This window comes from Amycolatopsis sp. NBC_00348, assembly GCF_036114655.1.
In the GTDB taxonomy this organism is placed as follows: Bacteria; Actinomycetota; Actinomycetes; order Mycobacteriales; family Pseudonocardiaceae; genus Amycolatopsis.
The window spans coordinates 1,387,271-1,414,181 of sequence record NZ_CP107994.1 but is presented as its reverse complement, the minus strand read 5'-3'; the positions used below and the strand labels follow the sequence as shown (position 1 = coordinate 1,414,181).

The following is a 26,911-nucleotide window of genomic DNA, read 5'->3' as shown; positions in this document are numbered from 1 at the left end:
CCGGCCGCGGTCATGACGGGCCGAGTTCGCGGTCGAGGAAGTCGAACAGGCCGTCGGCGGTGACGGCGTCCAGGTCGTCCGCCGCCGGGGGTTGTGGGCTCGGCACCGGCACCGGCACCGGTTCCAGGAGCCGGCGCAGCTTCGCGGTGATCCGGTCGTCGAGCGCGGCCGGGTCGAGCGCGTCCAGCACCGAGTCCAGGGTGGCCAGGAGATCGCCGGCCGGGGCGGCCAGCAGCTCCTCGAGCCGCTCGGCGAGGGCCCGCGCGGTGGGGTGGTCGAACACGACGGTCGCGGGCAACGCCACACCGGTCGCCGCCGTCAGGCGGCGGCGCAGCTCGACCGCGGTCAGCGAGTCGAACCCGGCCTCGCGGAACGGCTTCGCCGGGCCCGGGTCGGTACCCAGCACCGCGGCGGCCTCGGCCCGGACCAGCTCGGTGAGCGCCGTGCGCCGGCCCGCCGGGTCCAGGGGCCGCAGCCGTTCCCGCAGCGCTTGCGACGCGGAGTCGTCCACTGTGGACTCTTCGGCTCCGGTGCCGGAGAGCCCGGCCAGCAGCGGGCTCGGCCGGGACGCGGTGAACAGCGACCCGAACCGGGCCCAGTCCATCGCGGTGACGACGGCGGTGGGCCGTCCGGTCCGCAGCGCCGCGCTCAACGCCGTCAGCGCGGCGCCAGGATCCATTGTGGACAAACCCTGGCGCTCGAGCTGCCGCCGTGTCTCGCCGGTCAGCGCCTCGGTGGCCCAGGTGCCCCAGGCGACCGACAGGGCCGGGCGGCCCTGGGCGTGGCGGCGCTCGGCGAGTGCGTCGAGGAACCCGGCCGCCGCGGCGTGGGCCCCGCGCCGGGCGGCGCCCCAGATCCCGGCGGTGGCGGAGAACAGCACGAACGCGTCCAGCGGCCGGTCGGCCAGGAGGTCGTCGAGGTGGACGGCGCCGGTCACCTTGGCGGCGAGCGCGTCGGCCAGGCTCGCCGGGGTCAGGTCGTCGATCCCGGCCGGCCCGGCCGGGACGCCGGCGGCGTGCAGCACGGCGTCGGGCGGGTACTCGGCCAGCACCCGGGCGAGCGCGGCCCGGTCGGTGACGTCGCACGCCACCGCCGTCACCCGGCACCCCGGCAGGTCCGCCGGCTCGCCGCCCCGGCGGCCGATCAGCACGACGTGGTCGGCGCCGGCGTCGGCGAGCCAGCGCGTGAGGTGCGGGGCGAGGGCACCGCCACCGCCGGTGACCAGCACCGTTCCGCGCGGGGTCCAGCCGTCCCCGGCCGTCGGGGCGGTGTCGGGCACCAGGCGCCGGCCGAAGACGCCGTCCGCGCGCACGGCGACCTGGTCCTCGGTCCCGTCCAGCACCCCCGGCAGCCGGTCGGCCGCGCCGGGGCCGGACAGGTCCACGAGGCCGCCCCAGCGGCCCGGGTGTTCCAGCGCGGCGGTCCGGCCGAGGGCCTGGACCTGGGCCGCGTCCGGGGTGGCCGTCGCTCCTTCGGTGACCACCCAGACCGGGGCCGGGACCGCCGCGGCGAGGGCCGCCTGCAGCCCGGGCAGCGCGGTGACGGCGTCGGCGGTGCCGGTGACCAGGAGCAGGCCGTCGAGCAGGCCGGCGTCGTCGACGAGCCGGGTCGTCGCCGCCCGGTCGGCGCTCCACGGGATCGTGACGACGTCCGCGCCCCGCGCCCGCAGCGCCGCGGCGACGCCGAGGTCGTCGCCGGCCGCGGCCACCAGCCAGCGGCGGCCCGCGATCCGCGTTCCGCTGTCCGGCAACGCTTCCCACTCGACGCGGTAACGCAGCGAGCCGGGCCCGCGTGTCAGTGTCGGCTCCGGCTCCAGCCAGTAGCGCTTCTCCTGGAACGCCGTCGTCGGCACGGGCACGGTCCGCCGGGTGGCGGGCGGGAACAGCGGGGTCCAGTCGACGTCGGCGCCGTGCACGAACAGTGCGGCCAGCGCGGCGAGGGCGGTGGCGGGTTCCGGCCGGTCACGCCGGGTCAGCGCGACGGCGGTGAGCGTCTCGGGCGCCATCGCGGTCAGCACGCCGTCCGGCCCGACCTCCAGCACGGCCGTCACCGCGTGGCCGGCGATCGCGTCGAGCGCGTCGGCGAACCGGACGGGACTCCGAACCTGGTCCACCCAGTACCGCGCGGACGTCACGTCGCCGGCGATCACCGGCACCGCCGGCTCGTGGTACTCGACGCGGCCCGTCACCTGCGCGAACTCGGCCAGCATCGGCTCCACCAGTCCCGAGTGGAACGCGTGGCCCACCGGCAGCGGGGTCGTCTTGACCGGCAGGGACGCCGCGGCGGCGTGCACCGCGACCGCGTCGCCGGAGAGCACGACCGAGCGCGGCCCGTTGACGGCGGCGAGCCAGACCCCGTCGCCCAGTACGGAGTGGACGTCCACTTCGGACGCTTCGACGGCGACCATCGCCCCGCCGGGCGGCAGCTCCTGCATCAGCCGGCCGCGGTGGGCGACCAGCATCACGGCGTCCGGCAGCGAGAACACACCCGCGACGTACGCCGCGGTGAGCTCCCCCAGCGAATGCCCCGCCACGACCTTCGGCCGCACCCCGAACGACTCCAGCAGCCGCACCATCGCGACCTCGACCGCGAACAACCCCGCCTGCGTGTACACCGTCTCGTGCACCGCGTCCGAGGCGATCGCCTCGCGCAACGGCTTGTCCAGGTACCGGTCGAACTCCGCGCACACCTCGTCGAACGCGTCCGCGTACGCGGGGAACGCCTGGTACAGCTCCTGCCCCATCCCGGCCCGCTGCGCGCCCTGCCCGGTGAAGACGAACGCGACGCCGTCGCGCGCCGGGTCGGCCTCACCGCGCACAGGCCCGCGCCGCAAGCCGTCGACCGCCTGGTCCCGGTCGCCGGCGAGGACGACCGCGCGGTGCTCCCACACCGCCCGGGACCGCAGCAGCGACCACGCGGGCGCCGTCAGGCTCTCCTGACCGTCCAAATAGGACGCCACGCGCTCGGCCTGCGCGGTCAGTCCGGCGGCCGAGCGGGCCGACACGACGACCGGGACCACGCCCGGGGACTCGGCCGGCGCGACCGCCTCGGTCACCGGGGGCTCTTCCAGCACGAGGTGGGCGTTGGTGCCGCTCACCCCGAACGACGACACACCCGCGCGGCGCGGGCGGCCCGGCCGCGGCCACGGTTCGGCCTCCGTCAGCACCCGCACGTTCCCCGCCGTCCAGTCCACCCGGGACGACGGCTCGCCCGCGTGCAGTGACTTCGGCAGCTCGCCGTGGCGCATCGCCATGATCATCTTGACGACCCCCGCGACGCCCGCCGCGGCCTGGGTGTGCCCGATGTTGGACTTCAGAGACCCCAGCCACAGTGGCGTATCCCGGTCCTGGCCGTACGTCGCCAGCAGCGCCTGAGCCTCGATCGGATCGCCCAGGGTCGTGCCGGTGCCGTGCGCTTCGACGGCGTCCACTTCGGACGGAGTCACTCCCGCGTTGGCCAGCGCCTGCCGGATCACCGCCTGCTGCGCGGGACCACTCGGCGCGGTGAGCCCGTTCGACGCACCGTCCTGGTTGACCGCCGTCCCCCGCACGACCGCCAGCACCTCACGGCCGTCGCGGACCGCGTCGGACAGCCGTTGTAGCACCACGACTCCCGCGCCTTCGGCCCAGGACGTCCCGTCCGCGTCGTCGGCGAAGGACTTGCACCGGCCGTCGGCGGCGAGACCGCCCTGCCGGGCGAACTCGGTGAACGCGGCCGGCGTCGCCATGACCGTGACCCCGCCGGCCAGCGCCAGCGAGCACTCCCCCGTCCGCAGCGACTGCGCGGCCAGGTGGATCGCGACCAGCGACGACGAACACGCCGTGTCGACCGTCACCGCGGGACCCCGCGCACCGAGCACATAGGACACCCGGCCCGACAGCACGCTCGACGACGAGCCGGTCAGACCGAAGCCGTCGGTGTCCGTGCCGGGACCGTACTGCTGGGCCGACGCCCCGACGAACACCCCGACGGGCTCGCCGCGCAGCGACGTCGGCGCGATGCCGGACCGTTCGAGGGCTTCCCACGACGTCCGCAGGACGAGCCGCTGCTGCGGGTCCATGGCCCGGGCTTCGCGGGGCGAGATCCCGAAGAACTCCGGGTCGAACAGGCCCGCGTCGTGCACGAACCCGCCGGCGCCACCCGGGCTCCAGCCGCGGTCGGCCGGGAAGGGCGAGATCGCGTCGACCCCACCGGAAACCAGGTCCCACAACGCTTCCGGACTGTCCACAGCGCCCGGCAGGCGCAGCCCGATGCCGACGACGACGATCTGGTCGTCGGCGGCCGCGGTGGGCTCGGTCACCGGTGCGGCCGCCGCCGCGCCGGTCAGCTCACCGTGCAGGTGGGCCGCGAGGGCCGCGGGGTCGGGGTGGTCGAAGACGGTCGTCGCGGGCAGCGCGAGGCCGGAGCGGGCGGCGAGGACGTCACGCAGCTCGACGGCGGTCAGCGAGTCGAACCCGGCGTCGCGGAACGCCTGCCGCGCCGCAATGCCGGCCCCGCCGAGCACCGCGCGTGCCTCGGTGCGGACCAGGTCGGTCAAGGTGGCCAGGTCGGTGCCGGTGAGCCGGGCGGAGCCGGTGACCGGCGCCGGCTCGGCGAAGGCGGTGAGGAGCGGGCTCGGGCGGGCCGCGGTGAAGACCGGGGCGAACCGCGGCCAGTCGACCGACGCCACGACCGCCGTCGGCGCGCCCGTCCGCAGCACCGCGCGCAACGCCGTCAGGGCCGGCGCCGGGGCCATCGGCGCCACGGCCCCGCGGGCCAGCCGGGCGCGGGCGCCGTCCTCGGTGCTCATGCCGGCGCTGTCCCAGGGACCCCAGGCGATCGAGACCGCGGTGCGGCCGCGGGCCCGGCGGGTCTCGGCGAGGGCATCCAGGGTGCTGTTGGCGGCCGCGTAGGCGGCCTGACCGGCGGCGCCCCAGGTCGCGGCGACCGAGGAGAACAGCACGAAGGCGTCCAGCGGGCGGTCGCCCAGCAGCTCGTCGAGCAGCAGCGCGCCCTCCGCCTTCGCCGCGAGGACCCGCTCGAAGCCCGCCGGGTCGGCGTCCGCGACCGCGACGGCGCCACCGGACACCCCGGCGGCGTGGACTACGGCGTCCGGCGGGTACTCGGCCAGGACGGCGGCCAGCGCGTCCCGGTCGGTGACGTCCGCCGCGACGATCTCGAACTCACCGGTGAGGGCCAGGGGGGCGTCCGGGCCCTGGCGGCTCACCAGGACGACGCGCTCGGCGCCGCGCTCCGCGAGGTCGCGGGCCAGGTGCGCGGCCAGCCCGCCGGTGCCGCCGGTGATCAGGACGGTGCCGCGCGGTGTCCACTCCGGACCGCCCGCGCTGGTCCCGGCCCGGACGAGCCGGCGGCCGAAGACCCCGGACGGCCGGATCGCGACCTGGTCCTCGTCGCCGGCGAGGACGTCGAGCACGCGGCGGACGGCGGTGTCGTCGAGGACGGCGGGCAGGTCGAGCAGGCCGCCCCAGCGGCCGGGGTGCTCCAGCGCGACGGTCCGGCCGAGCCCCCACGCCTGGGCGGCGCGCGGATCGGCGGGCGCGTCCACGCCGCCGACGCCGACCGCGCCGCGGGTGGCGACCCACAGCCGGGCGGACGTCGTGGCCAGGAGGTCCTGCACCCGCGGAAGCAGGGTGCCGGCGCGGCCGTCGGAGAGCAGGAGGACGTGGTCGGCGGGCTCGGCGAGCACGCCGCGGTCGCGCAGGGCGCCGGCGAAGGTGCCGTCGTCGCCCAGGACCGACCAGCGACCGGTGAGGGGCACCTCGGACCGCGGCAGCCGCTGCCAGGTGACCTGGTAGCGCCAGTCGTCGACGGCGGATTCTTCCTGCCGCTTGCGGCGCCACCGCGCGAGGTCCGGCAGGACGGCGGCGAGCGACTCCGGGGCCGCGGCGGGGAGCACGTCGCCGAGCGCGGTCAGGTCCTCCCGCTCGATCGCCTGCCAGAAGGCGGCGTCGCCGGGGTCGGCGATCGCCGGACCGGGCCGCAGCCAGAAGTGCTGCTCCTGGAACGCGGTGGTGGGCAGCGGAACCACGTGCCGGGTGGCGGGCGGGAAGAGCGGCGTCCAGTCGACGTCGGCGCCGCGGGTGAAGAGGGTGGCCAGCGCGGCCGTGAGGGTGGCGCGTTCCGCCCGGTCGCGGCGGGTGAGCGCGACGACGTCGGCCGGCGACGGCACGGTCAGCGACCGGATCAACGCCGTCAGGACGCCGCCCGGGCCGAGTTCCACCACGGTGCCCGGGGCGTGCGCCAGGAGCGTCCCGGCGGCAGCTGCGAAGCGCACCGGACGGCGGATCTGCTCCACCCAGTACCCGGCCGTGCCGACGTCGGCCTGCTCCCCGGTCACCGTCGAGATCAGCGGCAGCACCGGTTCGTGGAACTCCACCTCGGCGAGTTCCGCCGCGAACTCCGCGAGCACCGGCGCCATCAGCCCACTGTGGAACGCGTGGCCCACCGGCAGCACCGACGTCTCGAACCCGCGGGCCGCCAGTTCCGCGGCCGCCGCATCGAGCGCCTCCTGCGCGCCCGACAGCACGACCGACGCGGGCCCGTTGACCGCGGCCAGCCAGACGCCGTCGCCGAGCAGGGGCTCGACGTCCGCTTCGGACGACGTCACCGCGAGCATCGCCCCGCCCGGCGGCAGGGCCTGCATCAGCCGGCCGCGCGCGGCCACCAAGCGGGCCGCGTCCGGCAGCGTGAACACGCCCGCCAGGTGCGCCGCCGACAGCTCGCCCAGCGAGTGCCCCGCCACCACCCTCGGACGGACCCCGAACGACTCCAGCAGCCGGGCCATCGCGACCTCGACCGCGAACAGCCCCGCCTGCGCGTACACCGTCTCGTGCACGAGGTCCGACGCCAGCGCGTCGCGCACCGGCAGGTCGACGTGCCCGGCCAGCCACCGGTCCAGCTCCGCGCACACCGCGTCGAACGCCTCCGCGTACGCCGGGAACTGCGCGTACAGCTCGGCGCCCATGCCCGGCCGCTGGGATCCCTGGCCGGCGAACACGAACGCCACGCCGCTCGCCGGGTCGGCCGGGCCGCGGCTGTCCACGGCCCGCAACGCCGCGATCACGTCGTCGCGGCTGTCGCCCGTCACCACGGCCCGGTGTTCCCAGACCGCCCGGGACCGCACCAGTGACCAGGCCACCTCCGGCAAGCCCGCGCCGTCGGCGAGGACGTCCGCGAGGCGACCGGCCTGCGCGGTCAATCCCTCTGCCGAGCGGGCCGAGACGATCAGCGGGACGACGACGTCCGGTGCCGGCTCCCGGTCGTCGGCCGCCGGGGCCTGTTCCAGCACGAGGTGCGCGTTGGTGCCGCTGACCCCGAACGACGACACGCCGGCGCGGCGCGGGCGGTCACCGGCCGGCCAGGCGTGCGGTTCGGCCAGCAGCCGGATCGTGCCGGCCGACCAGTCCACGCGGGACGACGGCGTCCCGGCGTGCAGGGTGCGCGGCAGCTCGCCGTGCCGCAGGGCCAGGACCATCTTGATCACCCCGGCGACGCCCGCCGCGGCCTGCGCGTGCCCGATGTTGGACTTCAGCGACCCCAGCAGCAACGGCCGGTCCGGATCGCGTTCGGTCCCGTAGACGGCTTGGAGCGCCTGGACCTCGATCGGATCACCCAGGGTCGTGCCCGTGCCGTGCGCCTCGACGGCGTCCACTTCGGACGGTGCGACACCGGCGTTGGCCAGCGCCCGCCGGATCACCGCCTGCTGCGCCGGGCCGTTCGGGGCGGTCAGGCCGTTCGACGCGCCGTCCTGGTTGACCGCGGTGCCGCGCACCACGGCCAGCACTTCACGGCCGTCGCGGATCGCGTCGGAAAGCCGTTGCAGGACAAGCACACCGACGCCTTCGGCCCAGCCCGTGCCGTCCGCGTCGTCGGCGAACGACCGGCACCGGCCGTCGGTGGACAGGCCGCCCTGGCGGGCGAACTCCACGAACGCGGCCGGGGTCGCCATCACCGTGACCCCGCCGGCGAGCGCGGTCGAGCACTCGCCCGAACGCAGCGACTGCGTCGCGAGGTGGATCGCGACCAGCGACGACGAGCACGCCGTGTCGACGGTGACCGCCGGTCCGCGCGCACCGAGCACATAGGACACCCGGCCCGACAGCACGCTCGAGGACGAGCCGGTGAGCGCGAACCCCGCGGTCTCGGCCGGTGCCTCGTGCACCCGCGTGCCGTAGTCCTGCGCCATCGCGCCGAGGAACACCCCGACGTCGTCGCCCCGCACGGACGTCGGCGCGATGCCCGCCCGTTCGAGGGCCTCCCAGGCGGTCCGCAGCACGAGGCGCTGCTGCGGGTCCATGGCCAGGGCTTCGCGCGGTGAGATGCCGAAGAAGGCGGGATCGAACTGGCCGGCGTCGTGCAGGAAGCCGCCGGCGCGGGCGTAGGACGAGCCCGTGCCGACGTCCCAGCCTCGGTCGCCGGGGAACGGCGAGATGGCGTCGACGCCGTCGGACACCAGGTCCCACAACGATTCGGGACTGTCCACTCCGCCCGGGAGCCGGACGCCGATGCCGACGATGGCGATCGGCTCGTCGGTGGCCACCGCGGCCGCGGGCGCCGGGACGGCCTCGGCGCCGAGGAGAGCGTCGCGCAGGTGCGCGGCCAGCTCGGCCGGGGTCGGGTGGTCGAACACGGCCGTCGCGGGCAGGGTGACGCCGGTGGCCGCGGTGATCCGGTTGCGCAGCTCGACCGCCGTCAGCGAGTCGAAGCCGACGTCGCGGAACGCCCGTCCGCCCGCCACCGCGACCCCGCCGCCGAGCACAACGGCCGCTTCCGCGGTGACCAGGTCGGTCAGCGCGGCCAGCCGGGCCGGGCCGTCCAGCCGGCTCAGGCGGGCGGTCCACGTCCCGGCGCGAGCGGCGGTCCGCGCGGTGCGGCGGCCCCGGCCGGCCAGGTCACGCAGCAGCGGCGGCACGGTCGCGGTGCGCGCCCGGTCGCGGAGCGCGGCCTGGTCCAGGACCATCGGGACCGCGGCCGGGCGTGGGGAGGCGAGAGCCGCGTCGAGCAGGCGCAGCCCCTGGTCGGCGGTCAGCGCGCCGACGCCGGTGCGGGCCATCCGCGTGGTGTCGGCCGCGGCGAGGTGCGCGGTCAGTCCGCTCGTGTCGGCCCACAGGCCCCAGGCCAGCGACACAGCGGGCCGGCCGGCGGCTCGACGACTCACGGCGAGGCCGTCGAGGAACGCGTTGGCCGCCGAATAGCCGGCCTGACCGGCGCCGCCGAGCACACCCGCGGCCGAGGAGAACAGCACGAACGCGGCCAGGTCGTGGCCGCGGGTCAGCTCGTCGAGGTGGGCGGCGGCGTCGGCCTTGGGCCGGAACACCGTGGCCAGCCCGGCCTCGTCCTGCGTCGCGAGGACGCTGTCGGCCAGGGCGCCGGCCGCGTGGACGACCGCGGTCAGCGCAACGCCGTCGAGCAGCGCGCGCAGCTGCTCCCGGTCGCCGACGTCGCAGGCCACGATCCGCGCCCGCGCGCCGGCCGCCCGCAGCTCGCCGGCCAGTTCGGCCGCGCCGTCGGCGTCCGGGCCGCGCCGGGACACCAGCAGCACGTCGCGGACGCCGTGGCCGGCGACGAGGTGCCGCGCCACCAGCGCGCCCAGCCGGCCGGTGCCGCCGGTGATCAGCACCGTGCCCGCCGGGTCGAGCGAGCGCGGGGTGGTGAGGACGTTCTTGCCGATGTGCCTGCCCTGGGCCATGAAGCGGAACGCCGCCGGCGCCTGCCGGACGTCCCACGGCGTGACCGGGATCGGCCGCAGCACCCCGGACGCGAACAGGCCGAGGACTTCGCGGAGCAGCTCGCCGATGCGGTCCAGACCGGCTTCGTGCAGGTCGTAGGCCTGGTAGCCCGGGACACCGGTGCGGATGTCGGTCTTGCCCATCTCGAGGAACCGGCCGCCCTCGGCCAGCGAGCCCAGCGACGCGTCGACGAACTCCCCGGCCAGGGAGTTCAGCACGACGTCGACCGGGCCGAACGTCTCCGCGAACTCCAGGGTCCGCGAGTTCGCGATGTGGTCGTCCGGGATGCCCAGCTCCCGGAGTACGCCGTGCTTGCCGGGGCTCGCCGTCGCGTAGACCTCGGCGCCGAGGTGCCGCGCCAGCTGGACCGCGGCCATGCCGACGCCACCCGCGGCCGCGTGCACCAGCACCTTCTCGCCCGGGCGGAGGCCCGCGAGGTCGGCGAGACCGTAGAACGCCGTCAGGAACGCGACCGGGATCGACGCCGCCTGCTCGAACGACCAGCCGTCCGGCATCGGCGCCAGCGTGCGCGCGTCCGCCGCCACGACCTGCTGGAACGCGCGGGTGACCAGCCCGAGGACCCGGTCGCCGACCGCGAACCCGGTGACATCGGGACCGACCTCGACGACGACCCCGGCGCCCTCGCCGGCGACGCTCTGGAGGCCCAGCCGCACGCCGAGCCCGGCGAGCACGTCACGGAAGTTGATCCCGGCCGCGCGGACCGCCACCCGGACCTGACCCGGTTCCAGCGGGTCTGCTTCGGACGGTTGCAGCGTGAGGTCGTCGAACGTGTCGCCGGACCGCAGGATCCACGGCGCGGCACCGTCCGGAAGGGACAGTCCGTCTTGGGCGGGCCGGACGAGCCGCGGGACGAGGACGCGCCCGTCGCGGACGGCGCACTGGTCTTCGCCGCGGGCGGCCAGTGCCGCCGGGAGACCGCCGGGCAGCTCGCCGTCGACGAGCAGGAGCCGGTCCGGGTGTTCGGTCTGCGCGGACCGCACGAGCCCCCACACGGCGGCGGCCACCGGGTCGACGGGCTCGGGGTGGCCGGTCGACACGGCGTGGCGGGTGTGCACGACGAGCCGCGTCCCCGGCCCGGCGACGAACTCCTGCACGCGGTGCAGCACTCCGGCGACGACGGTGTGCAGGTCGCCGGTGTCCACGTGCAGGACTTCGGCGTCGCTCGGGTCGACGTCGGCGCCCGGCGGCAGCTCGGTCCACTCGACGGCGAACAGCGCTTCCCCGCCGGTTCCCACCGCGGCGAGCTGGTCCGGGCGGACGGGCCGGGTCGCCAGCGCCGCGACGGACAGGACGGGCGCGCCGGTCTCGTCGGCCAGCTCGACCGCGGTGCCGCCGGGTGCCGGGTGCAGCCGCACCCGGGCCGCGGTCGCACCCGTCGCGTGCAGCGTGACGCCGGTCCACGCGAACGGCAGCTCGACGCCGTCGCCCGCGGCCGGGATCAGCGGGTGCAGGGCGGCGTCGACCAGGGCCGGGTGGATCACGAAGCCCGTCGCGTCGACGCTGCCGGGCAGTGTGACCTCGGCGAACAGGTCCTCGTCGCGCCGCCACACGCGGGTGACGCCCCGGAACGCCGGGCCGTACTCGTACCCGCGGGCGGCCAGGAGGTCGTAGAACCCGGCGAGGTCGGTTTCCACCGCGCCCGGCGGCGGCCAGGTCGACAAGTCCACAGTGGACTTCGTCAGGTCGTCGGCGGCGAGGACGCCTTCGGCGTGCCGGACCCAGCCACCGTCCACACGGGAGTGGAGACTCACGGACCGGTCGTCGCCGTCGGGTGCCCCCACCACGACCTGCACCGGGACGGCCCCGGTCTCGGGCAGGACCAGAGGCGTCTCGACGACGAGTTCCCGCAGCACGGGCGTGCCCGCCCGGTCCCCGGCGCGGATGGCGAGCTCGACCAGCGCCGCGCCCGGCACCAGGACGGTCCCGGACACGGCGTGGTCGCTCAGCCACGGCTGCGTCTCGCGGGAGATCCGGCCGGTGAACACGATCCCGCCGGACGCGGCGTCCTCGACGGCCGCGCCCAGCACGGGGTGGGCGACGGCCTCCTGCCCGACACGGGCCGGGTCCGCGGTGGCCGGTCCGGCCCGCAGCCAGTAGTGCTCGCCCAGGAACGCTGTCGTCGGCAGCGCGACCGGCTCGGCTTCCGGCAGGAACGCCGTCCAGCCGACGTCGACGCCGCGGGTGAACAGCTCGGCCGCGGTCCGCAGCAGCCGGTCCCGTTCGGGCTGGTCGCGGCGCAGGCTGCCGCACACGAGCACCGCCGGATCGTCCACAGTGGCCTGGATACTCGTGGTGAGCACCGGGTGCGAACTCGTTTCGAGGAACACGCGGTGGCCGCCACCGGTCAGCGTGCGGATCGCGTCGGCGAACCCGACCGTCGCACGGAGGTTGCGGTACCAGTAGCCGGGGTCGAGCGTCTCCACCCAGTTCTGGTCCACTGTGGAGAACCACGGCACCGACGGCGCCGCGGCGCGCACATCGGCCAGCGCGGTGGTCAGCTCGGCCTCGATCGCCTCGACCCGCGCGGTGTGCGAGGCGTAGTCCACCGGGATCCGGCGCACCTGCACGTCCTGCTCACGGTAGAACGCCTCGGCGTCGTCGAGCGCGGCACTCTCGCCGGCGAGGACGACGGCGTGCGGGGAGTTGACGGCGGCGGTTTCGACGCCGGGCCACCGGGCGAGGTCGGCCCGGGCGCGGTCCGCGCCGACGCCGACCGAGAGCATCCCGCCCGATCCGGCCAAACCGGTGGCGATCGCGCGGCTGCGCACCGCGACCACGCGCGCGGCGTCGGCCAGGGTCAGGGCGCCCGCGACGCAGGCGGCGGCGATCTCGCCCTGCGAGTGGCCGAGCACGGCGTCGGGCCGCAGCCCCGCCGACTCCCACCACGCCGCCAGCGACACCATCACCGCGAACGACACCGGCTGCACGACGTCGACGGCGTCCAGCGCGGCGGCGCTGTGCACGACGTTGGCGAGCGACCAGTCCACCCACGGCGCGAGGGCCGCTTCGCACTCCGCCATCCGCGCCGCGAACACCGGTTCGGTGCGCCACAGCTCGCGGCCCATCCCGGCCCACTGCGCGCCCTGGCCGGGGAAAACCCAGACGAGCTTGCCCGGGCCGGCCGGGTCGGCGACGCCGGTGACCACGCCGGACGCGGAGGTCCCCGCGGCCAGCGCGGTGAGACCCGCGATCGCCGCCTCCCGGTCGCTCGCCGCGACGACGGCGCGGTGCTCCCAGATCGCCCGGGTCCGCACCAGCGCGTTCGCCGTCCCGGCGAGATCGTCAATTTCTCCGGCGAGCCGGGCCGCTTGAGCCGCGAGCCCGGCCGCCGAGCGCGCGGTCACGACCAGCGGCAGCGGACCGGTCACCGGCGCGGGCTCGGCCGGTTCGCGCGCGGGGCCCTGCTCCAGGACGAGGTGGGCGTTGGTGCCGCTGACGCCGAAGGACGACACGGCCGCGCGGCGCGGCCGGTCACCGGCGGGCCACTCGGCGGGCTCGGTGAGCAACCGGACGGCCCCGGCGTTCCAGTCCACTTTGGACGACGGCGTGCCGGCGTGCAGAGTCTTCGGCAGGACGCCGTGGCGCAGGGCCAGCACCATCTTCACCACGCCCGCGACACCGGCCGCGGCCTGCGCGTGGCCGATGTTGGACTTCAGCGAACCCAACCACAACGGCGTTTCCCGGTCCTGGCCGTAGGTCGCGAGCACCGCCTGCGCCTCGATCGGGTCACCCAGGACCGTCCCGGTGCCGTGCGCCTCGACGGCGTCCACTTCGGACGGTTCAAGGGCCGCGGCGGCGAGGGCCTGCTGGATCACCGCCTGCTGGGCCGGGCCGTTCGGGGCGGTGAGGCCGTTGGAGGCGCCGTCCTGGTTGACCGCGCTGCCCTTGACGACGGCGAGGATCTCCCGGCCGTCGCGGACGGCGTCGGACAGCCGTTGCAGCACGAGCACACCGACGCCTTCGGCCCAGCCGGTGCCGTCCGCGTCGTCCGAAAAGGACTTGCACCGGCCGTCGGCGGACAGGCCGCGCTGCCGGGAGAATTCGACGAAGACCTCGGGGCTGGAGAGCACGGTCGCGCCGCCGGCCAGCGCCATCGAGCACTCGCCGGCGCGCAGGGCCTGCGCCGCCAGGTGGATCGCGACCAGCGACGACGAGCACGCGGTGTCCACCGTGACGGCGGGGCCCTGCAGACCGAGCACGTAGGACACCCGGCCGGCGGCGACACTGCCCGCCGATCCCGTGCCCCGCAGGCCTTCCAGCTCCGGGTCGGCGGGGGCGCCGACGCCGTAGTCGTGGTACATCAGGCCGGTGAAGACGCCGACGCGCTGTCCGCGCAGGGACGTCGGGGCGATGCCCGCGCGTTCGACGGCTTCCCACGACGTCTCCAGCAGCAGCCGCTGCTGCGGGTCCATGGCGAGGGCTTCGCGGGGCGAGATGCCGAAGAACCCGGCGTCGAACACGCCCGCGTCGTGCAGGAACCCGCCGGAGCGCGTGTAAGACGTGCCCGCGGCGTCCGGGTCGGGGTCGTAGAGCGCGGCGAGGTCCCAGCCGCGGTCGGCCGGGAAGCCCGCCACCGCGTCGACGCCGTTGTGCACCAGATCCCAGAGCGCTTCGGGGCTGTCGACGCCGCCGGGGAGCCGCAGGCCCATCCCGACGATCGCGATCGGCTCGGCCGACGCGACAGCGGTCTCGGCGGCGGCCGGTGCCGACCCGAACAGCTCCCCGTGCAGGTGGGCGGCGAGCGCGGCCGGGTTCGGGTGGTCGAAGACGAGCGTCGCGGGCAGGGTGAGCCCGGTCGTGGCGGCCAGCCGGTTGCGCAGGTCGACGGCGGTGAGCGAGTCGAACCCGGCGTCGCGGAACGCCCGGCCCGGCGCGACGTCGAGGCCGCCGAGTACGGCCGAGGCCCCGGCGCAGACGAGGTCGTCGAGCGCGGCGCGGCGGGCGGCGGGAGCCAGCCGGGCGAGCCGGTCGGCGAACCCGCCGTCGCGGGCGGCGCGTGCCTGCGGGCGGACCGGCCCGGCGAGGCCGCGCAGCAGCGGCGGCACGGCCGGCAGGCGCCGGAGCGCGGGCAGGTCGAGGGCGATCGGGACGAGCACCGGCCGGTCCGAGGTCAGCGCGCGGTCGAACAGGTCCAGGCCCTGCGCGGTGCCGAGGCCTTCGCGGTTCCGGAGGCCGGCGGTCATGCCACTGGCTTCGGTCCAGAGTCCCCAGGCGAGCGAAACGGCGGGCCGGCCGGCGGCCCGGCGGCGGGTGGCGAGACCGTCGAGGAAGGCGTTGGCGGCGGCGTAGTTCGCTTGACCGGCGTTGCCCAGGACACCGGCAGCGGAGGAAAACAGCACGAAGGCGGCGAGGTCGCGGTCGCGGGTCAGTTCGTCGAGATGGACGGCGGCGTCGGTCTTGGGCCGGAAGACGGGCTCGAGGCGGCCGCCGTCGAGGGCGGTGACGACGGCGTCGTCGAGCACCCCGGCGGCGTGGACGACGGCGGTGAGATCGGGGATGCCGTCGAGCAGGGCCTGGACCTGGTCGCGGTCCCCGACGTCGCAGGCCTCGACGCGGACGTCGGCGCCGAGCTCCCGCAGTTCGGCGGCGAGGTCGCCGCCGAGACCGCGCCGGGACGCCAGGACGAGGCGGCGGACGCCGTGGCCGGTGACGAGCCGGCGCGCGACGAGCGAGCCGAGCAGTCCGGTGCCGCCGGTGACGAGCGCGGTGCCGTCGGCCGGGAAGGTGTTCGTCCCGGCGGCGGCCCGCTCGAGCCGCGGGACGAGGACACGCGGTCCGCGCAGGGCGCACTGGGTTTCGCCGCGGGCCGCGAGCGCGGCGAGCACGCCGTGGCCGGGGGCCTCGCCGGCCCGGTCGACGAGCAGGAAGCGGCCGGGGTGTTCGGCCTGGGCGGCCCGCACCAGGCCCCAGACGGCGGCGGCCACCGGATCGGCGCTCTCCCCCGGCTCGGCCGCGACGGCCCCGGAGGTGACGACGGCGAGGCGCGCGGTCTGGTCCGCGCCGGCCAGGACGGCCTGCAGCACGCGCAGCACCCGGGCGACGGTGGTCCGGACGCGCCGGGTCTCGGCTTCGGCGGGATCGGGGTCGACCGGCAGGACAACCCACTGAGCTTCCGCGTCGCCCAGGCCGAGCCACGGCTCGTCGCCCTCGAGAACCCGCACCGCACCGGGTTCCCCCGCGTCCAGGGACAGCTCCGTCCACGCGAGCGCGAACAACGCGTCGCTCGCCGACGTCGTCAGCTGGCCCGGGGTGACCGGCCGGGTCGTCAGCGCGCCCAGGGACAGCAGCGGCGTGCCCGTCGCGTCCGTCAGCTCGGCCGCCACGCCGCCTTCGGCCGGGCTCAGCGTGACGCGGGCCGCCGTCGCTCCCGTCGCGTGGATCGCCACCCGCGACCACGAGAACGGCAGCCGCACCTCGGTCGTGTCCAGCATCGCCGCGTGCAGCGCCGCGTCCATCAGGGCCGGGTGCAGCGTGTAGCCCGCCACGTCCGTGCCGTCGGGCAGCGCGACCTCCGCGAACACCACAGGACCCCGGCGCCACGCCGCGGTCAGGCCGCGGAACACCGGGCCGTAGCCGTAACCGTGCTCCGCGAGCCGGTCGTAGAACGCCGTGACGTCCACGGCTTCGGCGTCCGCGGGCGGCCACTCGGTCGCCGCGGCTGCCGAGGTCAAAGCCGCCGTCAGGACGCCCGTCGCGTGGCAGGTCCAGGTGCCGTCGCCGCCCCGGGAGTGCACGGTGACCGGCCGCGTGTCGCCGTCCGCCGCGCCGACGGTCACCCGCAGCTCGGCCGACGCCGTCTCCGGCAGCACCATCGGCGCTTCGACGACCAGTTCCCGCACCACCGGCACCCCGAGCCGGTCACCGGCCCGCACCGCCAGCTCCACGAACGTCGTCCCGGGCACCACCACGACACCCGACACAGCGTGGTCCGCCAGCCACGGGTGCGTCCGCAGCGAGACGCGGCCGGTCAGCGCGACGCCACCGGTCACCGGATCGTCCAGGGCGGCCGTCAGCAGCGGGTGCCCCACCCGCTCCAGATCCGGGCCCCGCTCGGGCGTCAGCCAGTAGCGCTGCTCCTGGAACGCCGTGGTCGGCACCGCGGCCCCCGGCCCGGGCGCCAGCAACGCCGCCGGATCCAGGGGGACGCCGTGCGCGAACAGCTCCGCCGCCGACCGCAGCAGCCGGTCCTGCTCGGGTTCGTCCCGCCGCAGCGTGCCGCACACGACGGCGTCCGCGACGGTCTCCTGCACGCTCGTCGTCAGCACCGGGTGCGAGCTCGTCTCGACGAACACGCGGTGGCCCGCGTCGGCGAGCGCGCGCGTGGCGTCGGCGAACCGGACGGTGCCACGCAGGTTGCGGTACCAGTAGTCCGGCGACAGCGGACCGGTCGTCCACGCGCTGTCCACTGTGGAGTACCACGGGATCACGGGTGCCAAGCTGTCCACATCGGACAGTTCGGCGGTCAGCTCGGCCTCGGCGCGGGCCACGTGCGCGGTGTGCGACGCGTAGTCCACCGGCACCCGCCGCACCCGGACGTCCTGCGCCCGGTAGGTCTCGACCAGCTCGTCCAGCGCCGCGGGATCCCCGCCCAGCACGACCGCGTCCGGGGAGTTCACCGCCGCGATCTCGACGCCCTCGGCAAGCCGGATCTCCTCCTCGCCCAGTGCGACGGACAGCATCCCGCCGTGGCCGGCCAGCCGCCGCGCGATGATCCGGCTGCGCACCGCGACGACCCGGGCGGCGTCGGTCAGGGACAGCGCGCCGGCGACGCAGGCCGCGGCGATCTCGCCCTGCGAGTGCCCGACGACGGCGTCCGGCCGCAGGCCCAGGGACGCCCACACCGCGGCGAGCGACACCATCACCGCGAACGACACGGGCTGCACGACGTCCACCGCGTCGAGCGCGCCGGCGCCACGGACCACTTCGGACAGCGACCAGTCCACATGGGACGCGAGGGCCGCCTCGCACTCGGCCATCCGGGCGGCGAACACCGGGTTCGACGCCCACAGCTCCCGGCCCATACCGGCCCACTGCGCGCCCTGGCCGGGGAAGACCCACACCACGGGCCCGGGGTCCGCCGTCCCGCGCAGCACGTCGGGCGACGCGGACCCGGCCGCCACCGCACGCAGTCCGGCCACGGCCTGCTCGTGATCCGCGGCCAGCACCACGGCGCGGTGCTCCCAGTGGGCCCGCGAGTACAACAGGGAACGTCCGGCCGCGCCGACATCGGCAGGCAGCGACTCGGCCAAGCGGGCGGCCTGGTCGGCCAGGCCCGCCGCGGACCGGCCGGTGACGACGAGCGGCACCAGCCCCGCGGACGGCTCCGGGCGCACCGGCGCGGGTCCCTGCTCCAGCACGACGTGCGCGTTGGTCCCGGACACCCCGAACGACGACACCCCGGCCCGCCGCGGCCGGTCGGCCACGTCCCACGGCCGGGCCTCGGTGAGCAGCCGGACCGCACCGGCCGTCCAGTCCACTTCGGACGTCGGTGTGTCGACGTGCAACGTCCGCGGCAGGACGCCGTACCGCATGGCCAGGACCATCTTCAGCACGCCCGCCACCCCGGCCGCGGCCTGGGCGTGCCCGATGTTGGACTTCAACGACCCCAGCCACAACGGCTCCGAACGATCCTGGCCGTACGTCGCGAGAAGCGCTTGTGCTTCGATCGGATCGCCCAACGTCGTCGCCGTCCCGTGCGCTTCCACGGCGTCCACATCGGACGGACGCAGGCCTGCGTTCGCCAGTGCCTGCCGGATCACCGCCTGCTGCGACGGTCCGTTCGGCGCGGTGAGCCCGTTGGACGCGCCGTCCTGGTTGACCGCCGTGCCGCGCACGACGGCCAGCACCTCACGCCCGTCGCGCAGGGCATCGGACCGGCGCTGCAGCACGAGGACGCCGACCCCTTCGGCCCAGCCGGTGCCCTGGGCGTCGTCGGAGAACGACCGGCACCGGCCGTCCGCGGCGAGGCCGCGCAGCCGGGAGAACTCGACGAAGATGTCCGGGGTCGCCAGCACGGTCGCCCCGCCCGCGAGCGCGAGCGAGCACTCCCCCGACCGCAGCGACTGCGCGGCCAGGTGGAGGGCGACCAGGGACGACGAGCACGCGGTGTCGACCGTGACGGCGGGCCCGCGCGCACCGAGCACATAGGACACCCGGCCGGACAGGACGCTGGCGGAGGACCCGGTCATGACGTAGCCCTCGGTCTCGCCGGAGGCGTCGCGCGCGCTGACCCCGTACGGCTGCGTCGAGGCCCCGAAGAACACCCCGGCGTTCTGCCCGCGCAGGGACGTCGGCGCGATGCCCGCGCGTTCCAGGGCCTCCCAGGACGTCTGCAGCAGCAGCCGCTGCTGCGGGTCCATGGCCAGGGCTTCACGCGGCGAGATCCCGAAGAACGCCGGATCGAACAACGCGGCGTCGTGCAGGAACCCGCCGTGCCGGGTGTAGGACTTGCCCGCGGCGGCGGGGTCCGGGTCGTAGAGCGCCTCGACGTCCCAGCCGCGGTCGGCCGGGAACTCCGAGATCGCGTCGACCTCGCCGGAAACGAGGTCCCACAGCGCTTCCGGCGTGGTGACCCCGCCCGGGAGCCGGACGCCCATCCCGACGATCACCACCGGATCGTCGTCGTCCGCCGGTCCTGTGGCGGCCACGGCGGGCACGGCGCGGCCCAGCAGGTCCGCGTGCAGCTGCTCGGCGAGGGCGGCCGGGCTGGGGTGGTCGAACACCACCGTGGCGGGCAAGGCCAGGCCGGTGCGGGCGGCGATGCGGTTGCGCAGTTCCACGCCCATCAGGGAGTCGAACCCCGCGTCCCGGAACGCCTGCAGCGCGCCGACGCCGGGTCCGCCACCCAGCACCGTGGCCGCTTCGGCGCGGACCAGGTCGGTCAGCAGCGCCACCCCGGCGGCGTCGTCGAGGCCGGCCAGCATGGCCGCGAGGTCGACGTCGCCGCCGCGCGACGAGGGGCCGGCGAGTTCGCGCAGCACCGGGGCGATCTGGTCGCCGAGTTTCAGCGAGACCGGGACGAGCACCGGACGCTCGTCCGCGAGCGCGGCGTCCAGCAGCGCCATGCCCAGGGCGGGGTCGAGCGGCCGGAGGCCGGCGCGGGCCAGGCGGGCCGTGTCGGCCGCGCCCAGGCGCGCGGCCATGCCGTCGTCACCGGCCCACGGGCCCCAGGCCAGCGAGACCGCGGACCGTCCGGCCGCGCGGCGGCGGACGGCGAGGGCGTCGAGGAACGCGTTCGCCGCGGCGTAGTTCGCCTGGCCGGCGCCGCCGAACACCCCCGACACCGAGGAGAACAGCACGAACGCGGTCAGGTCGTGGCCGCGGGTCAGCTCGTCGAGGTGCACGGCGGCGTCGACCTTGGGCCGGAACACCTCGGCCAGCCGCGTCCCGTCCTGCGCGGCGAGGACGCCGTCGGCCAGCACCCCGGCCGTGTGCACGACGGCGGTGAGATCGGGGATGCCGTCGAGCAGGGCCCGGACCTGGTCGCGGTCGGCGACGTCGCAGGCGACGACGTCGACGCGGGCGCCGTGGGCCCGCAGTTCGGCGGCCAGGTCCGCCGCCCCCTCGGCGTCCGGGCCGCGACGCGATGCGAGCACCACACTCCGGACGCCCCGTTCCGCCACGACGTGCCGCGCGACCAGCGAGCCGAGCACCCCGGTGCCGCCGGTGATCAGCACGGTGCCCGCGGGATCCCACCGCACCGGTTCCGGGGGCGTGACCCGGGTCAGCCGCGGTACCCGGACGCGCCCGTCGCGCACGGCGACCTCGGGCTCGTCGAGCGCGCCGACGGCTTCGAGGAGGTCCGCCGGGGCGAGGTCGCTGTGGGCGAGCACGATGCGGCCCGGGTGCTCGGCCTGCGCCGCGCGCACCAGACCACCGACGGCTGCCGCGACGGGCTCGTCGCCGACGCGGACCAGCAACCGGGTGTCCACTCGGGACGGTTCAGCGAGGAAAGCCTGCAGCAGAGCCAAGACCTGGCTGACCACGGCGTGGGCCCGGGCGGGATCGGCGCCGGTCGCGTCGATCGGCAGTACCAGCCACGACGGCCGGCCGGCGGCCGCGAGGTCATCGACGTCGTGGACGACCCGGTGCGACACCGGGCCCGGCTCGGCCGTCACTTCGCGCCACTCCAGCGCGTGGAAGCAGCTCGCGACGGTGACGGGCAGCTCGACCGGCCCGAGCGTCACCGACTCCGCGGACAGCGCCACCACGCCGTCCGCGTCCGTCACGGACAGGGAGAACTCGCCGTCGGCGGCCGGGACGAGCTGGGCTTCCAGCGGGCCGGAAGCCGCCGCGTGCCGCGTCACCCCGGTCCACGCCAGCACGTCGTCCGACGCGGAGACGGCGAGCAGCGCGGCCGCCAGCAGGTCCGGGTCGACGGCGTAACCCGCGGGTTCCGGAGCCGGAGCGGCCACCGCCAGCACCCCGCTCGCGTGGCGGGTCCAGGTGCCGTGCTGCTCGGCGTGCACCGTGATCGCGCGTTCGCCGTCCGCCTCCGCGCCGACGACGACCCGCACCGGGACGCCGCCCGTCTCGGGCAGTGTCAACGGCGTCCCGGCCGCCAGCCGGCGCACCACCGGCGCGCCGATCCGGTGTCCGGCCCACAACGCGAGTTCGAGCAGCGCCGCCGCCGGGACGACCGCCGTCCCGGCCACCCGCCGCACCGGGAGCGTCGCCGGGTACCGGCCGGTCAGCACCGCCCGGCCGGTCTCCGGGTCGGTCACCAGCGCGCCCAGCACGGGGTGGTCGACGGGCGTCTGGCCGACGGCCGCGACGTCGGCGGCCGCGGGCGGCGACTCCTGCCAGTACCGCTCACGGCGGAACGCGGTCGTCGGCAACGGCACCAGCGCCGCCCGCTCGGGCAGCACCGGCGTCCAGTCGACGTCGGCGCCGTGCACGAACAGCCGCGCGAGGGCCGTCAGGAGGGTCTCCGGCTCGGGCCGGTCCCGGCGCAGCGGCGCGACCGCGACCGGTCCGCCGTCTAGGACGGTCTGGGCCATCGCGGTCAGCACACCGTCCGGGCCGGCTTCGACCACCGCCGACACCCCACGCGCGCCCAGCTCGGCGAGAACGTCGCCGAACCGCACCGGACGGCGGATCTGCTCGACCCAGTAGTCCGCTGACGCCGGATCGCCGTCCGCGCCGGTCACGATGGGCAGCGTCGGCGTGCGGTACTCGATTTCGGCGGCGACGGCGGCAAAGTCGGCGAGCATCGGTTCCATCAGTCCACTGTGGAACGCGTGGCTGACGGTCAGGGACGTCGTCTTGTGCCCCCGCTCCGCGAGCGTCGCCGCGGCCGCGGCCACCGGCTCCGCGGCACCTGACAGCACCACCGAAGCGGGCCCGTTCACCGCCGCCAGCCAGACGCCGTCGCCGAGTACACTGTGGACGTCCATTTCGGACGCCGCCACCGCGACCATCGCCCCGCCGGACGGCAACGCCTGCATCAACCGGCCCCGCGCGGCCACCAGCCGGGCCGCGTCCGGCAGCGAGAAGACACCCGCGACGTACGCGGCGGTCAGCTCGCCGACCGAGTGCCCGGCGACCACCGACGGCCGGACGCCGAACGACGCGAGGAGCCGGACCAGCGCGACCTCGAGTGCGAACAACCCCGCCTGCGCGTACTGCGTCCCGTGCAGTTCTTCGAACCCGAACACGACCTCCGCGACGGGCGTCCCGGTGCGGTGCCGGTCCAGTTCGGCGCAGACTTCGTCGAACGCCGCCGCGTACACCGGGAAGGCCGCGTACAGCTCGCGGCCCATCCCGACGCGCTGGGCGCCCTGGCCGGTGAACACGATGGCGATGTCCCCCGACGGACCCGCGACCCCTCGCTCGACCCCAGCACCGAGCACGACAGCGCGGTGCTCCCACGTCGTGCGGGTGCGCAGCAACGACACCGCGAGCGAACCCGGGTCGGCGTCCACAACGGACTCCAGACGGGCCAGCTGCTCGCTCAACGCCTCGGGCGACCTCGCGGACACGACCAGCGGCACGGGCCGCCCCGTCGGCTCCGGCACCGGCGTCTCGACCGGCGGTGCCTGTTCGAGGACGACGTGCGCGTTGGTGCCGGAGATGCCGAACGCCGAGACAGCGGCCCGGCGCGGCCGGCCCTCCCCCGGCCACGGCGCCTCCTCGGTCAGCAGCCGCACCGCGCCGGACGTCCAGTCCACGCGGGTCGACGGGACGCTCGCGTGCAGCGTCCGCGGCAGCACACCGTGCCGCATGGCGAGAATCATCTTGATCACCCCGGCCACCCCGGCCGCGGCCTGGGTGTGCCCGAGGTTGGACTTCAGCGACCCCAGCCACACCGGCGCGCGGCCACCGCGGTCCCGGCCGTAGGTCGCCAGCACGGCCTCGGCCTCGATCGGATCGCCCAGCGGCGTGCCGGTGCCGTGCGCCTCCACCGCGTCGACGTCCGCCGGGGACAGCCCGCCGGCGGCGAGGGCCTGCCGGATCACCGCGCGCTGCGCCGCGCCGCTCGGGGCGGTCAGGCCGTTGGACGCGCCGTCGGAGTTGACCGCGCTGCCGCGCAGCACCGCCAGCACCGGACGCCCCTCGCGACGCGCGTCGGAAAGCCGTTGCAGGACCAGGACGCCGACGCCCTCGGCCCAGCCCGTGCCGTCGGCGTCGTCGGCGAACGAGCGGCACCGGCCGTCCGGGGAGAGCCCGCCGTGCCGTGCGAACTCCGCGAACACCCCCGGGTTCGCCATCACCGTCGCGCCACCCGCCACGGCCAGGGTGCACTCCCCGCTGCGCAGGGCCTGCGCCGCCAGGTGCATCGCGACCAGCGACGACGAGCACGCGGTGTCCACCGTGAGCGCCGGGCCGCGGGTGCCGAGCAGGTACGCGATCCGGCCGGACAGCACGCTCGTCGACGTCCCGGTCAGCGCGTACCCCTCGCCGCGGCCGGTGTTCTCGTGCAGCCGGACGCCGTAGTCCTGGGCCATCGCGCCGAGGAACACGCCGGTGGCGCTCTCGCGCAGCGACGTCGGGTCGATCGCCGCGCGCTCCAGGGCTTCCCACGTGGTCTCCAGCAGCAGCCGCTGCTGGGGTTCCATGGCCAGCGCTTCGCGCGGGGAGATCCGGAAGAACGCGGCGTCGAAGTCGCCCGCGTCGTGCAGGAAACCGCCGCCGCGGGCGGTGGCCAGCACGTCGGCGCTCCAGCCGCGGTCGGCGGGCATGGGCGAGATCGCGTCGGCGCCGTCGGCCAGCACCGACCAGAACGTCTCCGGCGAGTCGATGCCGCCGGGGAAGCGGCAGCCGATGCCGACGATGGCGATCGGGTCGTCACCGGGAACATCCGGCGCAGGCTCGGGTCCGGCGGGGTCAGTTTCGGCTTCGGCGGCCAGGAAATCCGCGAGCCGCGCGGGTGTCGGGTGGTCGAACACCGCCGCGGCGGTGACGGAACCGAGGCGCCCGGCCAGTTCCACCACCATCGCCGAGTCGAACCCCAGCTCGCTGAACGACGCGGACGGTTCCACCTGCGCGACGTCGTGCGCGCCCAGGACGACGGCGGTCTCTTGGCGCACCAGCGCGTGCAGGTCCACCGGCCCCGCCGCGGGCGCGGCCACCGAGCCGGTGTCGCCGAGCCAGAACCGCTCGCGCTGGAAGGCGTACGTCGGCAGGTCCACCCGGGCCGCGCCCGGGAAGTGCCGGGACCAGTCGACCGGGACGCCGCGGACGTGCAGTTCGGCCAGCGACGTCAGGGCCTGCGTCAGCCCGCCTTCGCCGCGGCGCAGCGTGCCGGTAGCGACCGCGCCGCCGCCCGAAGCGGCGATCGCCTCGCGCACGCTGCCCAGCAGCATCGGGTGCGGGCTGACCTCGACGAACGCCGTGAAGCCCGCGGCGAGCAGCGCGCTCGTCGCGCCGTGGAAGTCGACGGTCTCGCGCAGGTTGCGGTACCAGTACCCGGCGTCGAGGGCGTCGCCGTCGACCGGTCCCGCCGTCACCGTGGAGTAGAACGGGACGGCGGCCGGGACGGGGCGCAGACCGGTCAGGCCGGAGCGCAGCCCGGCCTCCATCGGCGCCACCCACGGCGAGTGCGACGCGTAGTCCGCGGCGATCCGCCGGACGCGCGCCTCTTCTTCCCAGTCCTCGACCAGCTCGCCCAGCGCTTCGTCGTCGCCAGCGACCAGGACCCACGCGGGCCCGTTGACGACCGACACCGACAGCCGGCCGTCCCAGCGGCCGAGGCGCTCCCGGACGACGTCCGCGGGCAGCCGCACCGACACCATGCCGGTGCCCGCGGGCACCTCCCGCGCCGCGACCTGGGCCCGTACGGAGATGACTCGCGCGCCCTCTTCCAACGTCAACGCGCCGGAGACGCACGCGGCGGCGATCTCACCCTGCGAGTGCCCGACGACCGCCGCCGGTTCGACGCCCAGCGAGCGCCACAACGCGGCCAGCGAGACCATCACCGCCCACAGCACCGGCTGGTTGACCTCGGTCCGCGCCATGCTGGGCGAGTCCTCACCCTCGCTCAGCACGTCCAGCAGCGAAAAGTCCACGTGCGGCGCGAGCGCGTCCGCGCAGGCGCGCAGCGACTCGGCGAACACCGGCGACGTCGCCAGCAGCTCGTCGGCCATCCCGGCCCACTGGGAACCCTGGCCGGGGAACACGAACACCGCGCCGCCGCGCGCGCCCGCCGTGATCCCGGGGTCGGCGCCGCCGCGGACCAGCCCGGGCGCGATGCCGCCGCCGGCCAGCGCTCGCGCGCCGCCGAGCAGCTCGGCCGAGGACGAGCCGACCAGCACCGCGCGCGACGGGAGCGCCGCGCGGGTCGTGGCCAGGGACCAGCCGACGTCGTGGCGGGTGCCTTCGGCGTGCTCGGCGAGCCGCCCCGCTTGCGCGGCCAGCGCGGCGTCACCCTGGCCGGACAGCACCCACGCGACCGGGCCGTCCTGCGGCGCACCGCCCGCCGGGGCCGCCGGGCCTTCGGCCAGCACGACGTGGCAGTTGGTGCCGCCCATGCCGAACGACGACACCGCCGCCCGCGCGCGCTCGGCGTCCGGCCACGGCTCGAGCCCGCGCGGCACCCGCAGCCGCCACTCGTCGAACCGGATGGCCGGGTTGGGCCGGTCGAAGTTGAGGTTCGGCGGCACGACCCGGTGCGTCACGGCCAGCACGGCCTTGAGCAGCCCGGCGACGCCCGCCGCGCCTTCGAGGTGTCCGAGGTTGGTCTTCGCGGAGCCGACCCACAGCGGCGACGTCCGCGCAGCGCCGTAGACCGCGCCCAGCGCGGCGGCCTCGATCGGGTCCCCCACCGCCGTGCCGGTGCCGTGCAGCTCGACGTACTGGACGTCGGCTGGGTCCACCGCCGCGCGGCGGCACGCCGACCGCAGCACGCGTTCCTGGGCCTCGGCGCTCGGGACGGTCAGCCCCGCGCTCGGGCCGTCGTTGTTGACCGCGCTGCCCTCGATGACGCAGTACACGCGATCGCCGTCGGCCAACGCGCGCGAGAGCGTCTTCAGCACGACGATGCCGCCGCCCTCGCCGCGGACGATGCCGTTCGCGCGTTCGTCGAAGGTGAAGCAGGCGCCGTCCGGGGACAGCGCGCCCAGCTCGGCGAGCGCGGCCGTGCTCTCCTCGGCCAGGTTCAGCTGGACCCCGCCGGCCAGCGCCAGGTCCGCCTCTCCGGAGCGCAGGGCGGCGCCGGCCAGGTGCACCGCGACCAGGCCGGACGACTGCCCGGTGTCCACCGACATGCTCGGCCCCGACAGGCCGAGGACGTAGGAGACGCGGTTGGCGAGGATGGCCCGGTTCACCCCGGTCATCGTGTGGTGCCCGATCCGCGCGCCGGACCGGCGGGCCAGCGCCGCGTAGTCGTCCGCGGTCACCCCGACGAACACACCGGTTTCGCTGCCCCGCAGGGAATCCGGCGCGGTCCGGGCGTCCTCCAGCGCGGCCCAGGCCAGCTCCAGCACCAGCCGCTGCTGCGGGTCCATCTCGCGTGCCTCGCGCGGCGACACCCCGAACAGCGCGGCGTCGAAGCGGTCGACGTCGCGCAGGTAGCCGGCCGGGCCGGTGTCCGGCCGGCCGCCGGGTGCGGGCCCGACCGCGGACACGCCGTCACGCAGCAGGTCCCAGTACTCCGCCGGGCCGTCGGCCCCGGGGAACCGGCACGCCATCCCCACCACCGCAACGGGTTCCGGGCGTGCGGCAGG

At 76.3% G+C, this 26,911-nt stretch carries 1 pseudogene; it reads right to left on the bottom strand.

Annotated elements, in window-relative coordinates:
* Positions 1 to 301: 301 nt before the first annotated feature.
* Positions 302 to 26,875 (bottom strand): annotated as a pseudogene (locus tag OHS58_RS06445) (SDR family NAD(P)-dependent oxidoreductase); the annotation flags it as partial.
* Positions 26,876 to 26,911: the final 36 nt, after the last annotated feature.